Source organism: Planococcus sp. CP5-4_YE, assembly GCF_019042655.1.
GTDB lineage: Bacteria > Bacillota > Bacilli > Bacillales_A > Planococcaceae > Planococcus.
The window spans coordinates 358421-378976 of the sequence record NZ_JAHPZO010000002.1 but is presented as its reverse complement, the minus strand read 5'-3'; the positions used below and the strand labels follow the sequence as shown (position 1 = coordinate 378976).

18 protein-coding genes, 7 tRNA genes, 1 rRNA gene and 1 other annotated feature are annotated in these 20556 nt (G+C 49.1%); of the genes, 22 read left to right on the top strand and 4 right to left on the bottom strand.

What is annotated here, in order from left to right; translation table 11 throughout:
* Positions 1-599: a sequence feature (most likely nonfunctional fraction of RNA operon), on the top strand.
* Positions 600-674: 75 nt separating this feature from the next.
* From rrf to KTG14_RS04375, 8 genes are all read left to right on the top strand, one after another.
* Positions 675-790, top strand: a 5S ribosomal RNA gene (gene rrf / locus KTG14_RS04410).
* Between the two features lie 42 nt (positions 791-832).
* Positions 833-905: transfer RNA gene (locus tag KTG14_RS04405), tRNA-Thr, on the top strand.
* Between the two features lie 58 nt (positions 906-963).
* A tRNA-Glu gene (locus KTG14_RS04400) sits at positions 964-1038 on the top strand.
* Between the two features lie 5 nt (positions 1039-1043).
* Positions 1044-1119, top strand: a tRNA-Val gene (locus KTG14_RS04395).
* 30 nt (positions 1120-1149) lie between these two features.
* Positions 1150-1233, top strand: a tRNA-Tyr gene (locus KTG14_RS04390).
* A gap of 13 nt (positions 1234-1246) precedes the next feature.
* Positions 1247-1321 (top strand) — tRNA-Gln (locus KTG14_RS04385).
* An 11-nt stretch (positions 1322-1332) separates the two neighbouring features.
* Positions 1333-1405: transfer RNA gene (locus KTG14_RS04380), tRNA-Lys, on the top strand.
* Between the two features lie 23 nt (positions 1406-1428).
* Positions 1429-1501, top strand: a tRNA-Ala gene (locus tag KTG14_RS04375).
* 62 nt (positions 1502-1563) lie between these two features.
* Here KTG14_RS04375 and KTG14_RS04370 read toward each other — a convergent pair.
* Complete coding sequence (locus KTG14_RS04370) at positions 1564-2643, bottom strand: citrate synthase/methylcitrate synthase (protein ID WP_216969682.1); 1080 nt, start codon at positions 2641-2643, stop codon at positions 1564-1566.
* Between the two features lie 104 nt (positions 2644-2747).
* Here KTG14_RS04370 and KTG14_RS04365 point away from each other — a divergent pair, with 104 nt between their 5' ends.
* The 14 genes from KTG14_RS04365 (at position 2748) to KTG14_RS04300 (ending at position 16181) form a co-directional block, all read left to right on the top strand.
* The gene (locus KTG14_RS04365) at positions 2748-3629 is read left to right on the top strand and encodes a LysR family transcriptional regulator (protein WP_216969681.1); all 882 of its coding nucleotides are present in this window, start codon (positions 2748-2750) and stop codon (positions 3627-3629) included.
* Positions 3630-3708: 79 nt separating this feature from the next.
* Positions 3709-4275, top strand: a complete 567-nt coding sequence (locus tag KTG14_RS04360; RefSeq protein WP_254177967.1) for a GNAT family N-acetyltransferase — start codon at positions 3709-3711, stop codon at positions 4273-4275.
* Positions 4276-4342: 67 nt separating this feature from the next.
* Entirely contained in the window at positions 4343-5251 is a 909-nt protein-coding gene (gene rocF / locus KTG14_RS04355) for an arginase (RefSeq protein ID WP_216969677.1), read from the top strand.
* A 270-nt stretch (positions 5252-5521) separates the two neighbouring features.
* Entirely contained in the window at positions 5522-6085 is a 564-nt protein-coding gene (gene sigW / locus KTG14_RS04350; RefSeq protein ID WP_216969675.1) for an RNA polymerase sigma factor SigW, read from the top strand.
* A 12-nt stretch (positions 6086-6097) separates the two neighbouring features.
* Positions 6098-6733, top strand: a complete 636-nt coding sequence (locus KTG14_RS04345; RefSeq protein WP_216969720.1) for a zf-HC2 domain-containing protein — start codon at positions 6098-6100, stop codon at positions 6731-6733.
* Positions 6734-6833: 100 nt separating this feature from the next.
* Complete coding sequence (cdaA, locus tag KTG14_RS04340; protein WP_211652871.1) at positions 6834-7670, top strand: diadenylate cyclase CdaA; 837 nt, start codon at positions 6834-6836, stop codon at positions 7668-7670.
* The gene (locus KTG14_RS04335; protein ID WP_216969673.1) at positions 7663-8667 is read left to right on the top strand and encodes a CdaR family protein; all 1005 of its coding nucleotides are present in this window, start codon (positions 7663-7665) and stop codon (positions 8665-8667) included. The genes cdaA and KTG14_RS04335 overlap by 8 nt, the downstream gene beginning before the upstream one ends.
* Before the next feature lie 71 nt (positions 8668-8738).
* Positions 8739-10088: a phosphoglucosamine mutase gene (gene glmM, locus KTG14_RS04330; RefSeq protein WP_216969672.1), complete on the top strand. Its 1350-nt coding sequence runs from the start codon at positions 8739-8741 to the stop codon at positions 10086-10088.
* Between the two features lie 1216 nt (positions 10089-11304).
* Positions 11305-13107, top strand: coding sequence for a glutamine--fructose-6-phosphate transaminase (isomerizing) (gene glmS, locus KTG14_RS04325; protein ID WP_216969671.1), 1803 nt, complete (start codon positions 11305-11307; stop codon positions 13105-13107).
* 174 nt (positions 13108-13281) lie between these two features.
* Positions 13282-13842 carry an NADPH-dependent FMN reductase gene (locus tag KTG14_RS04320; protein ID WP_216969670.1) on the top strand — a complete coding sequence of 187 codons (561 nt, stop codon included), beginning with the start codon at positions 13282-13284 and terminating at the stop codon, positions 13840-13842.
* A gap of 201 nt (positions 13843-14043) precedes the next feature.
* Positions 14044-14910 (top strand): YitT family protein, encoded by an 867-nt coding sequence (locus KTG14_RS04315; protein ID WP_254177998.1) that lies wholly within the window; start codon positions 14044-14046, stop codon positions 14908-14910.
* Positions 14911-14929: 19 nt separating this feature from the next.
* Positions 14930-15310: a VOC family protein gene (locus KTG14_RS04310; RefSeq protein ID WP_216969666.1), complete on the top strand. Its 381-nt coding sequence runs from the start codon at positions 14930-14932 to the stop codon at positions 15308-15310.
* A complete protein-coding gene (locus KTG14_RS04305) occupies positions 15307-15729 on the top strand; it encodes a GNAT family N-acetyltransferase (protein WP_216969661.1) in 423 nt (140 codons plus the stop codon). The genes KTG14_RS04310 and KTG14_RS04305 overlap by 4 nt, the downstream gene beginning before the upstream one ends.
* Before the next feature lie 56 nt (positions 15730-15785).
* Entirely contained in the window at positions 15786-16181 is a 396-nt protein-coding gene (locus KTG14_RS04300; RefSeq protein WP_216969660.1) for a hypothetical protein, read from the top strand.
* An 8-nt stretch (positions 16182-16189) separates the two neighbouring features.
* On the opposite strand, the gene KTG14_RS04295 is transcribed toward KTG14_RS04300, so the two are convergent.
* From KTG14_RS04295 to KTG14_RS04285, 3 genes are all read right to left on the bottom strand, one after another.
* Positions 16190-17236: a hemolysin family protein gene (locus tag KTG14_RS04295; RefSeq protein WP_254177966.1), complete on the bottom strand. Its 1047-nt coding sequence runs from the start codon at positions 17234-17236 to the stop codon at positions 16190-16192.
* 400 nt (positions 17237-17636) lie between these two features.
* A complete protein-coding gene (locus tag KTG14_RS04290) occupies positions 17637-18692 on the bottom strand; it encodes a hemolysin family protein (protein ID WP_216969658.1) in 1056 nt (351 codons plus the stop codon).
* A gap of 34 nt (positions 18693-18726) precedes the next feature.
* The gene (locus KTG14_RS04285; RefSeq protein WP_216969656.1) at positions 18727-20049 is read right to left on the bottom strand and encodes a hemolysin family protein; all 1323 of its coding nucleotides are present in this window, start codon (positions 20047-20049) and stop codon (positions 18727-18729) included.
* Positions 20050-20556: the final 507 nt, after the last annotated feature.

Here is a 20556-nt window from a genome sequence, read left to right as displayed (position 1 = left end):
CTTTCGACCCTGCTCGACCTGTCCGTCAAGTAGTCAAGCTCCCTTGTGCCTTTACACTCTGCGAATGATTTCCAATCATTCTGAGGGAACCTTTGAGAGAGAAAGTGAAGAAAGAGGAGGAGAAAGAGAAAGTCAAACTGCCCGCCTGACACTGTCTCCCAAGCCGCTAAGGCTTGTGGGTTAGAAGTTCAATACAACCAGGGTAGTATCCCACCGACGCCTCCCCCGAAGCTGGCGCTCCGGGTTCTCTGGCTCCTACCTATCCTGTACAAGTTGCACCAAAATTCAATATCAGGCTACAGTAAAGCTCCACGGGGTCTTTCCGTCCTGTCGCGGGCGCAGGAAATTTGAGAGGAGCTGTCCTTAGTACGAGAGGACCGGGATGGACACACCGCTGGTGTACCAGTTGTTCTGCCAAGAGCATCGCTGGGTAGCTATGTGTGGCCGGGATAAGTGCTGAAAGCATCTAAGCACGAAGCCCCCCTCAAGATGAGATTTCCCATTGCGCAAGCAAGTAAGATCCCTCAAAGACGATGAGGTAGATAGGTTCGGGGTGGAAGCGTGGCGACACGTGCAGCTGACGAATACTAATCGATCGAGGACTTAACCAATAACTGAAACGTGAGTTTCCCACAATGTCGATTTATCCAGTTTTGAGCGAACAAGCTCAAGAGTCCAGTGATGATGGCAAAGAGGCCACACCCGTTCCCATCCCGAACACGGAAGTTAAGCTCTTTTGCGCCGATGGTAGTTGGGGGTTTCCCCCTGTGAGAGTAGGACGTCGCTGGGCAATCATCTTTTTTTACTTTGTACCGAGATTTCCTTTTACCTTGCTTCCATAGCTCAGCAGGTAGAGTGCTTCCATGGTAAGGAAGAGGTCACCGGTTCGAACCCGGTTGGAAGCTTTTGATTCTTTAAAGTTTCTTTACATCGGAAACTGTTTTCTTTATAATTTTTTTGTAAGGCCCCTTGGTCAAGCGGTTAAGACACCGCCCTTTCACGGCGGTAACACGGGTTCGAATCCCGTAGGGGTCACCATTCATGGAGGATTAGCTCAGCTGGGAGAGCATCTGCCTTACAAGCAGAGGGTCGGCGGTTCGATCCCGTCATCCTCCACCATGTGTCCATTTTCGATATTAATCGTATAACGGTGGGGTAGCGAAGTGGCTAAACGCGGCGGACTGTAAATCCGCTCCTTCGGGTTCGGCAGTTCGAATCTGCCCCCCACCACCAGTTTTTATTGCTTTGGGGTATAGCCAAGCGGTAAGGCAACGGGTTTTGATCCCGTCATGCCCTGGTTCGAATCCAGGTACCCCAGCCATTTTTTATTTTGAGCCATTAGCTCAGTTGGTAGAGCATCTGACTTTTAATCAGAGGGTCGAAGGTTCGAATCCTTCATGGCTCATTTATCTTTGCGCATTTTCGCGCGGGGCCTTAGCTCAGCTGGGAGAGCGCGACGCTGGCAGCGTCGAGGTCAGGGGTTCGAGCCCCCTAGGCTCCATTGTTCCATGTGCAATCCATGTGTAAAAACCCCGTATCCATTCAATTGGATACGGGGTTTTTTTAGCTTCCAATATATTCGGATTGCGGCCGGAAAATCACGTTATCTTGCTGTTGCTCTATCGCATGGGCAGTCCAACCGACGACCCGTGCAACGCTGAAGGTTGGGGTGAATAGCTCGGGTGGCATTTGGATAGACCGCATAATCGCTGCTGCATAGAATTCTACATTCGTATAAAGAGCCCGTCCTGGCTTTCGTTCATTTAGCAAATGAGTGATTTCTTTTTCTGCTAAGACTGCAAGGTTTAGCCATGGGTCTTGTTGTTGCAGCTGCTGGCATTTTTCACGCAGCAGGATGGCGCGCGGATCTTCTGTTCGATACACTCGATGGCCGAAGCCCATGATTTTCTCGCCTTGCACCAGTTTTTGTTCAATGACTGGATTGATCCTTTCGGGAGACTGGATTTCATCAAGCAATTCAAGCACACCGGACGGGGCGCCTCCATGCAAAGGGCCTTTCATGGTGCCGAGTGCGGAAACGATGGCAGCGCTTAAGTCCGATTCGGTGGAAATGGTAACGCGGCCAGCGAAAGTGGATGCATTCATGCCATGTTCCATCGTTAAGTTCAAGTACGTTTCCAAGGCTTCAGTTTGTGCATGTGTCGGTACTTGTCCTTTAATCATCCACAAATAGTTTGCAGTGTGGCTCAGGTCGTTTCTTGGCGGGACGAATTCCTGGCCGGTACTTTGCCGGTATAGAAGCGCGGTCATCACTGGAAGGGCAGCAGTCAGGGCAATGGCTTGTTGTTGGATCTCCAATTCTTTGAATTCGGCATGCTGATAAGCTGAAACGAGTGTCCTCATGCCATCCATTAATGAAGTCTCTTTGGGCAAAACTTGCGCAATGGCCATAAGATAATCCGGCAATTGACGATAGGATGTTAATTGTTCAGTGAGGCTTGAGAGTTCTTCTCTTGAAGCATGATGGCCATGCCATAGGAAGTAGGCGGTCTGTTCGAAGCTCTTTTGATTAATCACTTCATTGATCAATGTTCCGCGGTAACGGAGTTCACCCTTATCCCCTTCGACAGATGCAATGGCAGTTTGAACGGCGACAATGCCTTTAAGGCCTTTTTGAAACATGGAAATTCCTCCTTTTTTTCAAGTATAAGTTGAAGCTTTAATTATGAAAATTAAAGATTTATAATTGAAATAATTAAAAAACCTAATTGAAAGAGGGAATGGAAATGGAGATGCAATGGTTAAGGACCTTTGCGGATGCGGCGGAAACCTTGAATTTCCGCAAGACTTCCGAACGCTTGATGTTATCGCAGCCGAGTGTGACGGTGCATATTCGGCAATTGGAAGAGTATTTGGGGATTCGCTTGTTTGACCGTATCAAGAATCGTGTGGTGCTAACCGAGGAGGGGCGGCATTTTAAACAGCAGGCAGAAATATTGGTAGAACAATTCGATTCGACGGTGGACGAGCTTCAATCGTTTGCCCAGGGCTACCGGCGAAAATGGACCATCGCGATTTCCCCGTTGATGGCTGAGACGGTGCTGCCCTATATTCTAAACTCATTTACGAAAGCGCACCCAGATCTTGAGCTGGTTATCCGGGTGGAAGAGTCGGAGGCGATTGAAGACCTGGTGGAAAGCGGGGAAGTGTCTGCTGGCATTTCCGCTTTGCGGCCGGCAAAACGAATGATGTTTCATGAAGTGGTTTATGAAGATCCTTTATTGCTCATTGTGCCGAGGGATGCTTATGATGATGAGCGAGGACCGGTGGTTTCAGCAGCAGAGGTGTTGCAGCAGAATTTCATTTTCACGCATCATCATCCCGTTTTTTGGGAAGATTTACTGGTGAAATTGCGCGTGCAGCTGCCGGGCATCCGGACCATGAAAGTGACGCAGGCCCATATTGCAAAACGGTTTATCCAGGAAGGGCTCGGTGTGTCGTTTTTGCCGAAGTCGATGGTGCGCCGCGAATTGATCGAGGGGCGTTTGATGGAAGCTCGCTTTGACTTATTCCCATTGCCCAGTGTCGCGACGTATTTCCTCTCCCGCAATATGGGAGAACTGGAAAAAGAGTTCTTGAGCCGCGTGCAATCAGTTTATTTCAGGTGAATTGAAGAGACGACAGTCTTATAGAAAATAGCGGATGTAGCGGATGCACTGGTATACTGCAAATAAGGAGGGGATGGATATGTATATTGAACAGCGCAATATTCGGCTACGTTTGCTGAAACGTGAGGATTTTAAAGCATTATGGGCGCTTTATACACCGGACATCTTCGAATACATGCTGACTAAGGTGGAGCATTTTGAAGATTTAGAGGCGTGGTTATCGGCTGGAATGAACCAATCCAATGTTCTGGTGTTTGCCGTGGAGCTTCCGGAAAGCGGCGAGATTATCGGCACGACACGCATTTATTCGATTGATGAAACGAACAAAAGCTGTGAAATCGGGGCCACTTTCTATAGTGAAAAAGCACAGCGCACACATGTCAATACGGCCGTCAAACATGCGCTGCTGGGCTATTGCTTCGAAGAGCGGGAGATGATTCGCGTCCAGTTCAAAACCGATGCTGAAAATATCCGTTCCCAAAAATCGATCGAACGGATAGGAGCGGTGAAGGAAGGGCATTTACGCAACGAACGAATCCGCTCGACGGGGGAACCCAGGGACGCCGTTGTCTATTCCATCATTGACCGGGAATGGCTGGAAGTGAAAAAATCACTGGAAGAGAAAATGAATAAATATTCGGAATAATGTTAGGTTGAGCCAAGAGAAGCTCAGAGGGTACAATGAATGTATCTTACTGAGGGGGTATAAAATAATGAATAAATTAAATGTTTCTATTATAGGTGTACCAATGGACCACGGGCAAATGCGCCGTGGCGTCGATATGGGGCCAAGCGCGATCCGTTACGCAGGCGTTGTGGACCGTATCGAAAATCTCGGACATTCGGTAAATGACGAAGGCGATATCCAAATCCGCAAAGCAGATGGCAAAGTGGACGAAAACACGAATTTGCGCAATATGGACGTGATTACCGAAGCAACCGAAGCGCTTGGAGAAACTGTTTCAGGTGTAGCTAAAGCTGGAAACTTCCCATTAGTATTGGGCGGCGACCATAGTATTGCGATCGGCACGCTTGCCGGCATTTCGGAGCATTACGAGAATTTGGGTGTTATCTGGTACGATGCGCATGCAGATATGAACACGAGCGAAACGTCGCCGTCGGGCAATATCCATGGTATGCCGCTAGCGGCAAGCTTCGGCCATGGCCATGAGAAATTGACGGACATCCGCGGCTATTCGCCAAAAGTGAAGCCGGAAAACATCGTCATCATCGGGGCTCGTTCTGTTGACCCAGGTGAGCGCGAATTGATTAAAGAGCATGGCATCAAAGTGTTCAGCATGCACGAAATCGATAAAATGGGCATGGATCATGTCATGCAGGAGTCGATTCGCTATTTGCGTGAAGAGCGACAAACGGACGGCGTCCATTTGTCGCTTGACCTCGATGGCATCGATCCGATGTATACGCCGGGCGTCGGTACGCCGGTGCCAGGCGGCATCAGCTACCGCGAAAGCCATTTGGCGATGGAAATGCTGTTCGATGCAGGGTTAATCACCTCTGCAGAATTTGTTGAAGTCAACCCGATTCTCGATGAAAAGAACCGCACAGCTGATGTGGCGGTCGCGTTGATCGGTTCATTGCTTGGCGAAAAATTGGTATAAGAATGAAGGGGCTGTCCGGAATTTCCGGGCGGCTTTTTTTATTGCGCAGCATGTATAAGGGATTAGGGAGAAGGGTGTAGGACTGTCGGGTAACACATTGCACGATTCTTATCAGTGAAATAATAAACTGATGAATTCATTCAAAGAACTGGAAATTGGCTGGTTTTTTCTGGGGATGGTTTGATAGGATAGAAGAAGAGAAAAAAATGAAACCTTTTCAGAACTGGACCGTATATAAAAGACAGCCGCATGGCGGAGGGAAATGAGATCATGGATGCGTTAGTGAATAAACGAATAAAACGAGTCATGAAGGGCGACCAAGACGCATTTGCCGAAATCGTGGAGCTGTATCAACATCAGTTGTTCCAGATTTGCTACCGTATGCTCGGCAACCGGCATGAAGCGGAAGATATTGCACAGGAAGCATTTACGCGGGCCTATGTGAACATACACACCTTCGACCAGAACCGTAAATTTTCTACGTGGCTTTACCGCATCGCCACCAATCTGTGCATCGACCGAATCCGCAAGAAAAAGCCGGATTATCACTTGGATGCGGAAGTAAGAGGCACGGAAGGCTTGAATATGTATTCGAAGATTGCCAATGACGAAGAGCTTCCGGAAGAAGAGTTGATGCGGATGGAAGTTCAGGAGCGGGTGCAGTACGAAATAAGCCGCTTGCCGGATAAGTACCGGGCAGCGATTGTGTTAAAATATATCGAGGAATTGCCGCTGGCTGAAATCAGCGAAATCCTGGATTTGCCGCTTGGCACGGTGAAAACGCGGATACACCGCGGGCGCGAAGCACTTCGCAAGCAATTGAGCAATTTGTAGGAGGCGAGCATGATGAATGCGTGTCCGGAAAAAGTCATTCGCATGATGGACGATTACCTAGACGGGGAAATCAGCCCATCAGAAGAGAAAGAACTGAAAGATTCCTTGCAGAACTGCAGCGACTGCAGAAAAATATATCAAGAACTGACCAAGACCATTGCGTATGTCCAAAGCGCTTCGCACGTCCAGGCACCGCCGGATTTCGTGCAAAAGACGATGGCTGGTTTGCCGAAAGAATCCCAGCGCGTCGGAGTGAAACGCTTTATGCGCCATCATCCGCTGATGATCGCGGCAGCACTGTTCGTCTTGTTGATGAGTGCAGCGATGATGTCGAGCTTCAGCGACGACCAGCAATTTGCCTTTACCAAACAGGAGAATCTGGTGGTGGAAGGCGAAACGGTCGTAGTTCCAGCCGGACAAACCGTTGTCGGGGATATAACGATCCGCAATGGGGATTTACGGGTTGATGGGGAACTTGAAGGCGACGTGACGATCGTCAACGGCCAGTATATGGCATCGAGTGGCGTCATTAACGGCGAAATCGAGGAAATCGACCAAGTATTCGAATGGCTCTGGTATACGATTAAAGGGACATTCCAGGATGCCGTCAGCTTTTTTGGCGGCAATGACCAATCAATAGACGAGTAAAGCCCATCCATTCTGTGGATGGGCTTTTTGTATGGGGGCAGATGTCGCGGGATATGATATACTGAAACTATATGTACATGGAGAAAAGCGAGGGTTGCAGATGCCTTTTTTGGAAAACTTCACTGACCAGACACCGCTTCAGATGATCGGAAATCTTATCGACATCCTGTTGGTCTGGTTCGTTATTTACAAACTTATTACTGTCATCAAGGGAACGAAGGCTGTCCAATTATTAAAAGGAATCTTCTTTATTATCATCGCGCGTCTTGTGACCCAGGCGCTCAACCTGGAGACGCTCGGTTGGATCATGCAGCAAGTGCTCGAATGGGGTTTTCTTGCCATCATCATTATCTTCCAGCCGGAACTGAGGCGGGCACTCGAACAGCTCGGACGCGGAAAATTGTTCTCAAGCAGTACGCTTAATGAAGAATCCGAGCGCAACCGCTTGATTGAAGCGATGAGCAAATCGGTCAGCTATATGGCGAAGCGCCGCATCGGGGCACTCATTTCAATCGAGCGTGAAACCGGGCTCAGCGAATACATAGAGACGGGCATTCCGATGAATTCGGACATCACTTCCGAATTAATGATCAATTTATTCATTCCGAATACGCCGCTGCATGACGGAGCGGTCATTGTCCAAAAGAACCGCATTGCTGCGGCAGCCTGCTACTTGCCGCTGTCTGAGAGCCCGTTCATTTCGAAAGAGCTGGGGACGCGCCACCGTGCAGCGCTCGGCATCAGTGAAGTGACGGATGCAATCACCATTGTGGTATCGGAAGAGACCGGCGCAATCAGTTTGACGGCGAACGGCGATTTGCACCGCAATTTGTCGCTCGAGGATTTTGAAGTGAAGCTTCGCCGCATTTGGTTCGGTGCTGAACAGCAGCAGGCGTCGACGTCCTGGTGGAATTGGAGGGGGAAAAAGAATGGATAAGATGATGGACAATCCGTGGTTTCTCCGGATTATGGCATTATTCCTGGCCTTTCTGCTCTTCTTTTCCGTCCAGACGGAAAATACGACGACCACGACCGAAACCGGTAGAGTGTCGGAAATGATTGAAGATGTGGAACTGCAGGTGTATTACGATGAGAGTTTGATGGTCAGCGGCGTGCCGGATACGGTCGATTTGTATTTGAGCGGCCCGGCGAGTATCATTCAAACGACGCGCCAGCTCGATGATTATACCTTATTCATCGATTTGCGCAATTTGCCTTTAGGGGAGCATCAAGTGCCGATCCAGACAGAAAACTTATCGGAGCAATTGAGCGCACGCGTGGATCCAGCATTTGTTAACGTCGTGCTCGAGGAGCGGGTGTCGCAGGAATTCGACATCGACGCGGAGATGAACGAGCGCTTGCTGGCAGAAGGCTTTATGTTGGATGGTTTGTCTGTTGAACCGGATACCGTAACGGTGACCGGTCCGCAAAGCGTCATTAACGCCATCAGCTTTGTCAAAGCGACAGTGACCGGGGAGCCGGAAATCAAGGAATCTTTTACCGCGGAGGCCCGCGTGCGCGTTTTGGCAGAGGACTTAACGAAACTCGATAATGTCACGATCGAGCCGGAATCCGTAGCGGTAGACGTCACGGTGGAAGAATACAGCCGCGAATTGCCGGTGCGCATCGAGTCGAATGGCGATCCTCAGACGGGCATTACGATTAATTCATGGACACCATCAAGCAAGCAAGTGCGTGTCTTCGGTCCGCGGAGCGTACTGGATACCATGGGTGAATATGTCATTGAAGTGGAAGCGAACAGCGTCACAGCATCTGATACGACAGTGACAGTGGAATTGCCGATTCCATCGGGCGCCTCCGGGGTTTCTCCAGGAGAGATGCAAGTAGAAGCAGCTATTTCAGTAGATGAATCATTAATCATACCGGAAGAGTTGGAAAATCCGGAAGTTGCCGAAAGCAATGAAGAAGAATAAAATAGCTAAAAATGTAAATTTAAGTTAATATAAACAAATCATAATACAGAGTGATTGAAGGAGCGAAAAGCATGGGAAAATATTTTGGGACCGATGGTGTACGAGGGGTAGCCAATAGCGAATTGACGCCGGAACTGGCATTTAGGCTTGGGCGTTTTGGCGGCTATGTCTTAACGAAAAGCTCAAAGGAAAAACCGAAAGTGCTGGTAGGACGGGATACACGAATTTCCGGGGAAATGCTGGAAAACGCATTGGCGGCTGGATTATTGTCAGTCGGTGCAGAAGTTATGCGCCTCGGCGTCATCAGCACTCCAGGTGTTTCATATCTGACACGCGTCATGAGCGCGGAAGCGGGAGTCATGATTTCTGCTTCCCATAACCCGGTCGCAGATAATGGCATTAAATTCTTCGGTTCGGACGGCTTTAAATTGTCGGACGACCAGGAAGCGGAAATTGAAGCCTTGCTTGATGCAGAAACGGACGATCTGCCGCGCCCAACAGGCGGAGATCTTGGCAGCATCACGGAATATTTCGAAGGCGGCCAAAAATACATCCAGTATTTAAAGCAGACTGTGGACGAAGAGTTCGACGGCATCCACGTGGCGCTTGACTGCGCACATGGTGCGACATCGACGCTGGCAACGCACGTATTTGCGGACTTGGATGCAGACATTAGCTCGATGGGCGCATCGCCAAACGGTTTGAACATTAACGAAGGCGTTGGATCGACACATCCTGAAGCACTTGCGAAGCTGGTCTTGGAGAAAGGCGCCGATGTCGGACTTGCTTTTGATGGCGACGGAGACCGTTTAATTGCGGTGGATGAAAAAGGAACAATCGTCGATGGCGACCAGATCATGTACATTTGCGCGAAGCATTTGAAATCGGAAGGCCGCTTGAAGCAGGATACGGTCGTTTCGACGATCATGAGCAATATGGGCTTCTATAAAGCACTTGAAGAAAATGGCATGAAGAGCGTCAAGACGGCTGTAGGCGACCGCTATGTTGTCGAAGAAATGAAAAAGAATGAATATAATTTGGGCGGAGAACAGTCAGGCCATATCATTTTCCTTGATTACAATACGACAGGCGATGGCTTGCTATCAGGCCTTCAACTAGTGAACATCATGAAGATCACCGGCAAGAAATTGTCTGAGCTAGCGAATGAAATGACGATTTTCCCGCAGAAGCTCGTCAACATCCGCGTAACGGACAAGCACGGCGTGACGGATAATGCGCTTGTGGCAGAGAAGATTGCGGAAGTGGAACGCGATATGGACGGCGATGGCCGTGTGCTCGTGCGCCCTTCCGGAACTGAGCCATTGGTGCGCGTCATGGTCGAAGCGCCGTCTGCAGAAGCGTGCGAAGATTACGTGGAGCGGATCGCGGCGGTTGTACGCGAAGAAATGGGCATGAAATAACTAAGCTAAAGGCCGGAGCGGATGCTCTGGCCTTTTTTGTGGGCAAAGTGATATGAAGCTAAGTATAGAATAGAGAGGTGCATAAAGATGGAGATTACGCTCCAGGGAGGACGCTTTCCGGAGGGCTCGCATTGAGCCGCTTCGATCGCTGCACAAAACCCTGCCTGCTCAACTCTCACGATGTTCGAGTTTCGCAAACGAATACGCTCAATACCTTTCGCATATTCGCTTGCAGGGTCTCAATTGTCTCGCTGATCCTCCCGGAGTCGCCTCCCTTCCGCTTCATCTCTAGTTTTAGAGAGGAAATGAAATGAGTTTGGCACTGGACTTAGTGTGAATAGTTTTGTTCTGCTTCGTAAGTCCAAATTGGATAGCTCTGGCAACTTCACCACTAGCAAGTCTAGCTAAGCGTCTCCACCAACGGATGCATCCAATCAACAGCGATACTTTCTCGCACACAACACCCATTGAAATCTAAAAGCCGAACCGCGCACAAGGGCGAGCCGAAGCAATGAGACAAGTGTTCTTCTTGGCTTATTGCGGGAGGCATGCCCAAAGCGGGAGGCGACTGCTTCGCGATGAAAAGGTCAATGACAGCTTCTTCTTACCCGTTTGTCCGATGTCCGACTCACTCCACAAGAGTTTCATTAGCTGAAACCTTTATGGCTATTTATCGTCATTTCAAGGGGCAGCGCCGTCAAAAGTTTACCAAAGAATTCAAAAAGATAGGTTACGGGATTTTCGGCATAAATGCGCAATGTAAAGCAAGGATGCTTGTCCTGGTGGCTTTTTGTGCAGGCTAGAAGTTGTTCGGAGCTGAAAATAGTTAGAAAACATGAGGAGCAATGAACCAGCCGCTGGAAGATGACTGTGCAGATTGTCCTAAGAAGAGTTGTGCGTTCATTGACGGAATTGTGCACAGCGGTTATGATAGGGAGGTCGGTTTAATGCCGATGCAAAAGGGGGATAGAAGTTAGTGCGAAGGAAACCAATTATAGCGCCTGTACTGAAGAACTCGGACGGACCAGTCAGTCTTCAGTAGACGAGGAGGAGGAGTATCGAGTTTTCGGCGGATACCTCCCGGCCGCGAAGCCCGGTCGTTAGGTGCATGCTTAAAACAGTCGAGCGATCGATTGGACAATCAGCTTGCACGGGTTCACGATAAGCGTTCGAGAACGCTTATTTTGACATTTAGAAAATTGGAGGAATATAAATTATGTGTGGAATTGTCGGGTATATTGGAGAACAGGATTCAAAAGAGATTTTATTGAAAGGCTTGGAGCGTCTGGAGTACCGTGGATATGATTCAGCGGGGATTGCAGTGCGCAACGGCGAAGGCATCAAAGTATTCAAGGAAAAAGGCCGCATTGCGGATCTGCGCGGAGTCGTGGAAGATGATGTGACAGGAAACACAGGAATCGGGCATACACGCTGGGCAACACACGGCAAGCCAAGCAAAATTAACGCTCACCCGCATCAGAATACATCAGACCGCTTCACGATCGTTCATAACGGCGTTATCGAGAACTACCACCATATCCAGCGCGACCATTTGGAAGGCGTGGAAATGGAGTCTGATACAGACACAGAAATCATCGTGCAATTGATCGGCAAATTCGTCGAAGAAGGCATGACGACAAAAGAAGCGTTCAGCAAAGCTTTGAAATTGATGAAAGGCTCTTACGCGATTGCATTGCTTGATGCACAAGAAGAGCAGACGATCTACGTAGCGAAAAACAAGAGCCCGCTTCTTGTCGGCCTTGGCGAAAACTTCAATGTCATCGCATCTGATGCCATGGCGATGCTGCAAGTGACGGACCAGTTCGTTGAATTGATGGACAAAGAAGTTGTCATCGTCAAAAAAGAAAGCGTGCAAATCTTGACGCTCGACGGCGAAGAAGTGGCACGCGATCCGTTTACAGCTGAAATCGACATGAGCGATATCGATAAAGGTACGTACCCTCACTATATGCTGAAAGAAATCGATGAGCAGCCAGCAGTTATGCGCAAAATCATCCAAGCTTACCAAGACGAGAACGATCAGTTGACGATCGACTCGAAAATTTTGGACGCTTTGGAATCTGCAGACCGCCTGTACATCATTGCTGCAGGCACAAGCTACCATGCAGGTTTGATCGGCAAGGAATACTTGGAGAAAATGGCGGGCATCCCAGTAGAAGTGCACGTAGCGAGCGAATTCGGCTACAATATGCCGCTTCTTTCTGAAAACCCGTTGTTTATCTTCATTTCCCAGTCCGGCGAAACAGCGGACAGCCGCCAAGTATTGGTGCGCATCAAAGAATTGGGCCATCCATCACTGACGGTGACAAACGTGGCGGGCTCTACGCTTTCACGTGAAGCAGACCATACGCTATTGTTGCATGCTGGCCCTGAAATTGCGGTAGCATCCACAAAAGCATACACAGCGCAGTTGGCTGTACTTTCAATCTTGGCAGCAGTAACGGCAGAGCGACGCGGCCGTGATATCGGTTTCGATTTGGTCCAGGAAATGGGCATCGTGGCGAACGCTGTGCAAGCACAAGTCGATATGAAAGAAGAGCTTGAACAAATCGCAACGGATTTCCTTTCGACGACACGCAATTGCTTCTTCATCGGGCGTTTGATGGATTATTTCGTCGGCCTTGAAGGCGCATTGAAGTTGAAAGAAATCTCTTATATCCAAGCAGAAGGCTTTGCTGGCGGAGAATTGAAGCACGGCACGATCGCATTGATCGAAGAAGGCACGCCGGTCATCGCGCTTGCGACGCAGGAATCCGTCAACTTGAACATCCGCGGCAACGTCAAAGAAGTGGCGGCACGCGGCGCCAATACGTGCATCATTTCCATGGAAGGCTTGAACGAAGAAGGCGACAGCCACGTCTTGCCGAAAGTCCATGAATTGTTGACGCCACTCGTATCGGTCATCCCGCTTCAGTTGATCAGCTATTATGCTGCTCTTCACCGTGATTGTGATGTTGACAAACCGCGTAACTTGGCAAAATCTGTAACAGTTGAATAAACAATGAGTGAACCCTCGCATCCGTGCGGGGTTCTTTTATTTCCTGGGAAATATGAAATTTTCAATAATAAGTTTGAATATTCGTTCTTTTTATTGAAAAGAAATGATTTATCTCCTATGATGAAAGGGCATCGAGATCTGCATACATGCGGTTATCATAAAGGAGGCGGAGTTATGACGAAAATTGGCATCATTACCGGCAGTACACGTCCCGGACGCACTAGTTTGCAAGTGGCGGAATGGGTGAAAGGCATCGCCGACCAGCGCGGCGACGCTGATTATGAACTCGTAGATTTGGCTGAATACAATTTACCAATGTATGCAGAGCCGGTTTCTGCGGCGTACAGCCAGGATTATCAAACGCCCGAAGCCATTCCATGGGCGAAAAAGATTGCGGAGTTGGACGGTTATGTATTCATTTGCCCGGAGTATAACCATGGCGTTACGTCAGCGTTGAAGAATGCCATCGATTATTTGTACATCGAATGGAACAATAAGGCGGCAGGCATTGTCAGCTACGGATCGGCAGGCGGCGTCCGGGCAGCGGAATCCTTGCGCATCATACTGGCAGAACTGCAAGTGGCTACGGTCCGGGTCCACCCCGCCATGTCCTTGTTTACGGATTTCGTGAAAATGGGCGAATTCAAGCCGGCAGCATTCCATGAGAAATCGGTCAATGCCATGCTCGATCAAGTCACTGCGTGGGCGAATGCGCTGGAACCTTTGCGCAAGTGATCAAGTGAATAAACTTTTCCACCGAATCCTGGATGGGGGGCGCGAACAATAGCGTCCCCATTCGGGATTTTATTGTGGAAGAGTCTGGACTCTGAAGCCTGGAAAATATTGAGTTATCGTTTCAACACGAATGGAAGAAAGTGTATCATTAACATGAACAGCAAAGAGTGTAGCGGGAAAAGAGGAAATCGAGTGGGGACTATGACAGAAAAAAAGGCAAGGAAGCGGGCTAAGAAAGTGCTGCGGGCGTTTGCGGTTATCATTGGCGGGTTCATTACAGCATATGGATTGGAAGCCGTATTGATTCCGAATAACGTATCGGACGGCGGTGTGACGGGACTGAGCATTGTCGGTTCCCAGCTGACGGGCATGCAGCTCGGAATTTTGATCGGCCTGCTGAATATTCCCTTCGTTTATCTTGGGTATAAGCAAATCGGCAAGAGCTTTGCCATCTATTCGGTGATCGGCATTGCCGCTTTGGCATACGGGACGACCATTATGCACCATGTCCCGCAGATTGTCGAAGGTGATTCACTGCTGGTGACAGTAGTCGGGGGTATCATCATCGGTTTCGGCATGGGGCTTGCGCTGCGCAATGGCGGTGCGTTGGACGGCATCGATATGCTCGCGGTGTTGCTGTCGCGGAAATTGCCGTTTGGTACAAGTGATTTAATTTTATTCCTGAACTTATTCGTCTTTATCGTCGTGTCGACGGTTTTCGGATTGCAGGGCGCGTTCTTGTCGGGAATCGCTTATTTCATTGCTTCCAAAGTGATTCATATGGTGGAGGAAGGCTTGAGCGGTTCGAAAACGTATAAGATTATCACGAGTGAACCCGAGAATATGGTCGAGACGATCCGCGACCGCTTGGGGCGCAGTGCTACATATAATTTGGTCAAAGGGGCGTACACCAATGAAGACTATAAGGAAATCACGTGCATCATCAACCGCCTCGAAGATAGCAAGATGAAAGAAATCATTTACGAAATCGACCCGCAGGCTTTTGTTGCGGTGTATGATGTCGCTGAAGTGAAAGGCGGCAATTTCAAGAAGCGCGATATCCATTAATGAAACAGGGGGAGACGATATGATCATCGGATTGCATCACGCACAAATCACCATTCCAAAAGGGGCAGAAGTAGAAGGAAAAGCGTTTTATTGCGAGCTATTGGACTTGCAGGAACTCGACAAGCCGGATGCCTTGAAAGGGCGCGGCGGCTTTTGGCTTTCAGTCGGCCATCAGGAAGTGCATGTCGGGACTGAAGACGGCTTTGACCGTTTGGCGACAAAAGCGCATCTCGCGTATCAAGTAGAAGACATACATTATTGGCGCGAGAGGCTGGAAGAAAACGGTGTGGAGATTCTGGAGGCGGTGCCAATTCCGGGATTTGCGCGTTTTGAATTCCGCGATCCGTTCGGCAATCGGGTGGAACTGATTCAACAGGAAGGAGCGGGAGAAAGCCAATGAAAGTGATAGCTGGATCAGATCGACAAGATAGTGAATTTATCCGAAACAAATTGATTGCGTACAATATGAAAAACTTGCCGGACGAAGTTAAGACGCCGGTGGAGCATCTGAATGTTGTGCTGAAAGACGATGACGGGACAATCATGGGCGGCATTACCGCTACTGCGTTCTGGCAGCATTTGCATGTCGACTTTTTGTGGGTGGACGAACGCTTGAGAGGGCAAGGACAGGGGAAGCTGCTGCTTGAGAAGATGGAGCAAGCTGCGAAAGAACACGGCTGCCGGTTGATTACGCTCGATACGTTCAGTTTCCAGGCCCCCGATTTTTACAAGCGAAACGGCTACGAAGTCTTCGGCAAGCTCGAAGATCATCCGAAAGGCTTCAGCCAATATTTCCTGCAGAAACGACTAGAGAATTAAAACACAAGGCCGGCCTGAATGCAGGCTGGTTTTTTCTATGGAAAAATTTCATTTTCTTGATTTTCAAAGTATTGCCGAAGTTTCACGATCAGCCGGTAAAGCTCGGCGTGATCGCGGTGGCTGTTTCAACTTTGGTCATCGGCTTCTGGGTGGCATTTTATTTATGGATGATTCCAGAGAATACAGCGGCTTACTTCACGGCAACGGCTGAACAGAATTATATGATTGTTGCTGTCTGCCTTGTCGCGTTTATCGCCTATGCGCTGTACACGAAATCCTGGATTACCATTATCGTCGCGGCGTTGATGAGTGCGGGGCCGCTTGCGGAAAAATGGATCCCACAGGATGTAAATGAAGATCCGCTATACATCGCCATGGCTATCGGGATTTTCGTCTTGATCGGTATTGCGGCTATCTGGTTGTTGATGCGAAAAAGGCATAAAACGACTTAAGTCATGAGTTAGGTAGAAGGCTTATCTTCACTCTGGATGTCACCGACCAGTTCTTCGAGCAAGTCTTCCAAGGTGATAAGGCCGGCCGTACCACCGTATTCATCGAGCACGATGGCTAAATGGTTATGGCTTTTCTGCATTTCCAGGAACACTTCATCAATTTTGCGCCTTTCAAACACAAAATGGGGCGCCCGCATAATTTGGCGGATATCGAAGACTGGCTTCGGTGGATTTTCCCGATAGCGAAATAGATCCTTAAGGTGAATACTGCCAATCATCTGGTCTCTATTGTCCTGATAGACCGGAAATTTGGAGAAAGGGTGCAGCGTGGCGAGGCTCACGATATCGTCGAGCGAATCATCGACAGAGATGGCGATGATGTCTGTCCGGTGAACCATGATGTCTCCGATGGCTTTGTCGTTGAATTCAAATGCGCGCGTAATGATGAATTGCTCCATGTCTTCGATGGTGCCTTTTTCCTTGCCGGCTTCGAGCATTAGGCGAATTTCTTCTTCGGTTTCTTCCGGCACGGGTTGATGGGGGTCGATGCCAAACAGGCGAATTACTCCGTTTGTTGACCATGAGAGAATGGTGACGAATGGGCTGGTGAGCACGGCGATCGCACGAAGCGGATAGATCATGGCCATTGCAATGGGTTGTGGTTTTTGGAGGGCGAGCCGTTTTGGCACCAATTCCCCGAAGACGAGCGTGAAATAAGACAGCAGCAAAGTGATGAAAATCAGGGAAGTGATTTGCACGATACCGGGGGATACCGGAAGTGCCGTGCCTTGGACATAAAGCGACAATTCATCCGCAAAGCTGTCCGCGGCGAAAGCGCTCGCCAAAAAGCCCGCGAGTGTAATGCCGATCTGGATCGTCGCAAGGAACTGGCTCGGCTGCGACAGCATGGCATCGATCAGCTGGGCTTTTTTATTGCCTGACTCGGCCATTTTCTTGATCTTGTAGTCGTTCAATGAAATTAACGCAATTTCAGACGCCGCAAACAAGGCGTTGGCGAAAATCAATGCACTCAATACCCCAAGTGCCCATCCCATAATGGAAGCCTCCTTCTGACAACGGTAGTCGAGCCTGAAGCAGCATAACGAAAACGGAAAGTTGCGTGAGTGTTAATTAGCTTCAGTTTAGCCGAAAAATGTCGGGAAACCAATTATATGCAATGAAAAAAGAAGAGCTGCCGCGGCAGCTCTTCTTTCCAGGTTGTCGAGAAATGTAAGAAGTCATATTTTCCGAAGCTTATCGCTCGCTTTCCGTGGGCTCGCGCCCAAGCCTCCTCAGCCGCTTCGCTGCTTGCGGGGTCTCGGTCGTCTCGCTGATCCACTGGAGTCGAGCGAACGCTTCTCCAAATACTTGGATAGAACATTGATTTTAGAGTGTAGAATAAGTGATCTCTTTTTTCATTCGTAGCAGATCACAGACTTCTTTCTTATAGATCAATTAAATAGTGCCGGCTTCGAATGATTCGTCGCTAATTTCGCCGACGATTTCTTCGAGAATGTCTTCCATTGTCACTAGGCCTGCGATGCGTCCGTCTTTTCCGGTGATGACCGCCATATGCGTCCGGCTTTGCTGCATGCTGGCGAGCACTTTTTGGATCGGCGTATTTTCCGGGAAGCGCGGCATCGGATGCAGGAAAGATTCCGGCGTCTGGGTCCTGCCGGCTGCCATGCTTGTCAGCAATTCTTTCGTATTGATGAAGCCGAGCAGGCGGTTCGGGTCTCTACCTTCCGTCACGGGGTAGCGTGTATATTCATGGCCATCGAGTACCTTGAAAAGTTGTTCCTGTGTCAAAGAACTCTCGACCGAGACGATTTTCTCTTTCGGGATCATGATGTGCTTGACGATGCGCTCATCAAAATCGAAAATATTTTTCAAATACGTCAGCTCGGTCTGGTTGATCTCGCCGCTTTGGTAACTTTCAGCCATGATCAATTTCAATTCCTCTTCGGAATGGGCTTCCGTATGGCCGCTCGGTTCCACTTTGAACAAACGCAAAAACAAGCGCGCTGAGCCGTTCAATAGCCAGATGAATGGGCTCATGATTTTCCCGAACCAGTACAGGGGCGGGGCAAGCAATAAAGTCATGCGTTCTGCGTATTGGATCGCCAAAGTTTTCGGTGCCAGTTCGCCGATGACGACATGCAAAAAGGTCACAAGGCTGAGGGCGATAGCATAGGATAAAATGGTCGCGATGGCAGGGGACAAATTGAACTCCTCAAACAGCGGATGCAACAGGCGTTCAACGGTCGGTTCCCCGAGTGCCCCGAGTATCAATGCCGTGATCGTGATGCCTAGTTGGCAAGCAGAGAGGTAATAATCGAGTTTATCTGCCACTTCTTTGGCGCGGACGGCTTTTTTATTGCCTTCCGAAATCAATTGGTCGATTCGCGACATCCGCACTTTCAAAATGGCGAATTCAGCGCCGACAAAAAACGCGGTCGCCAAAATCATTAAAGCTACAAGCAATAAGTTAATCGTTATTTGTCCATCCAAGTCGGATCCCCCAGAATCGGGGGCTCACCTCCAGTTAGTCGATTTGGTCTTGTGGTTTTTTCGGATTTTGCGTAAACAGGACTTGCTTGATCTGCTGATGGTCCATATCGGTGACTGTCCATTCAGTATCTTTATACGCCAACTGTTCGCCGATTTGGATTTGTCCGGTCGTGCGATAATGGATCCAGCCGCCGATCGTGTCGATGTCCTGGCTATTGTCGAAGTCTACGCCAAAACGCTCTTCGAGTTCTTTCAATAGCACACGTCCACTCAATACGTACTCGCGGTCTGCGATTTTCTTGATTTCCGGTTCTTCGTCTTCATCGAATTCGTCGCGAATTTCGCCGACGATTTCTTCGAGGATGTCTTCTAGTGTTAGCATGCCAGCGGTCCCGCCGTATTCATCCGCGACGATCGCTAAGTGGACGCGGGCATTCTGCATGCGCAGCAAGGCACCTTGCAAATCTGTCATCTCGAACACAGTCGGCACTTCACGAACAAAATTATGCAACTTCCAATCGCGCCCCGCAACGATCTGCGGCAACATTTTCTTGGCGCTGACAAAACCGATGATTTGGTCCTTGTCGCCGTCTTCCGTTACCGGATAGCGCGTGTAGTTATGTTCATCAAGCACATCGATGATTTCTTGAGACGGCATGTCGAGGTCGAGCGTCACGAGCTCGGTCCGCGGTACCATGATGTCTTTTGCCGAACGTTCATCGAATGTGAAGACATTTTCCATATAAGACAATTCGTTTTGATTGATGGCGCCGCCTTCATAGCTTTGTGCCATGACGATTCTTAGCTCGTCTTCCGAATAAGCCTGCTCATGCCCTGGCTGGACTCCGAAAACTCTCAACAACAGGCGTGCGGCTCCATTAAGCGCCCAAATGAAAGGCTTCATGATTTGGCCGAACCAATACAGCGGGGGAGCCAACAGCAGCGACATCTTTTCTGCGTATTCGATGGCGAGCGTTTTCGGTGCCATTTCCCCGAGCACAACGTGTAGATACGTCACCAATAGGAAAGCAATCGCATAGGAAGCGGCGGATGCGACCGAATCCGACACTTGGAAAAAGTCGAAGACCGGATACATGAGCCGTTCGACGGTCGGTTTCCCGAGCGCCCCGAGGCCGAGTGCCGTGACCGTGATGCCGAGCTGGCAGGCAGATAGGTAATAATCCAAGTTGCTAGCCACTTCTTTGGCGCGCACGGCTTTTTTATTGCCTTCTGCAACGAGTTGATCAAGGCGCGACATGCGGATTTTGACGACGGCGAATTCAGAACCGACGAAAAAGGCGGTCAAAGCGAGCAATAGTACCAGCAAAGCTAAATTCAGTATTGTAATTATGTCCACGTAAGATTCCCTGAAAAGGGATTCACCTCCATAAGTAATTCAGCCAGGCGGGGGGACGTAAAAAAATCCCGGTACGCCTGCTGAGGGTTTTCGAACTCTGCCAGTCGAGAACAGAAATCTGCCGTTTGCCGAAGAGAGGAACCAATCAGGCAATGAGTTTGTGAACTTTGATCTCTTGACACTTGCGGCAGCCTGCCACGAAGCTGGCTAAACAAATAAAATGCTCTATTTCAAGATCAAAATGCGCTAATCCCTTCCCAATGGGTTCCCCTCCTTTTATGATTAAGAAGTATAATACCATATATATTGGCAGATAGTAGAAATTCCATGTGTAATTATTCGGAAATTCAGCGGTGAATTTGGCGATATTATGTAGTAGCTTTTTTGTTTTTATATGTTATACTTTTTTTAACAACTCAATAGACCTTGACATCACGTCAAAGGGGAGTAGCTATGGGGAAACCTATTTCACAGTCGTCATTACATGGACCCGTTCCATCGGTTGTG

Coding starts and splice junctions, on each gene's coding strand:
- KTG14_RS04320 (WP_216969670.1), top strand. CDS start 13,282: ATGACGAAAATTGGCATCATTACCGGCAGTACACGTCCCGGACGCACT.
- KTG14_RS04295 (WP_254177966.1), bottom strand. CDS start 17,236: ATGGGATGGGCACTTGGGGTATTGAGTGCATTGATTTTCGCCAACGCC.
- KTG14_RS04335 (WP_216969673.1), top strand. CDS start 7,663: ATGGATAAGATGATGGACAATCCGTGGTTTCTCCGGATTATGGCATTA.
- glmM (WP_216969672.1), top strand. CDS start 8,739: ATGGGAAAATATTTTGGGACCGATGGTGTACGAGGGGTAGCCAATAGC.
- KTG14_RS04315 (WP_254177998.1), top strand. CDS start 14,044: ATGACAGAAAAAAAGGCAAGGAAGCGGGCTAAGAAAGTGCTGCGGGCG.
- KTG14_RS04345 (WP_216969720.1), top strand. CDS start 6,098: ATGAATGCGTGTCCGGAAAAAGTCATTCGCATGATGGACGATTACCTA.
- sigW (WP_216969675.1), top strand. CDS start 5,522: ATGGATGCGTTAGTGAATAAACGAATAAAACGAGTCATGAAGGGCGAC.
- KTG14_RS04370 (WP_216969682.1), bottom strand. CDS start 2,643: ATGTTTCAAAAAGGCCTTAAAGGCATTGTCGCCGTTCAAACTGCCATT.
- cdaA (WP_211652871.1), top strand. CDS start 6,834: ATGCCTTTTTTGGAAAACTTCACTGACCAGACACCGCTTCAGATGATC.
- rocF (WP_216969677.1), top strand. CDS start 4,343: ATGAATAAATTAAATGTTTCTATTATAGGTGTACCAATGGACCACGGG.
- KTG14_RS04305 (WP_216969661.1), top strand. CDS start 15,307: ATGAAAGTGATAGCTGGATCAGATCGACAAGATAGTGAATTTATCCGA.
- KTG14_RS04365 (WP_216969681.1), top strand. CDS start 2,748: ATGGAGATGCAATGGTTAAGGACCTTTGCGGATGCGGCGGAAACCTTG.
- KTG14_RS04360 (WP_254177967.1), top strand. CDS start 3,709: ATGTATATTGAACAGCGCAATATTCGGCTACGTTTGCTGAAACGTGAG.
- KTG14_RS04310 (WP_216969666.1), top strand. CDS start 14,930: ATGATCATCGGATTGCATCACGCACAAATCACCATTCCAAAAGGGGCA.
- glmS (WP_216969671.1), top strand. CDS start 11,305: ATGTGTGGAATTGTCGGGTATATTGGAGAACAGGATTCAAAAGAGATT.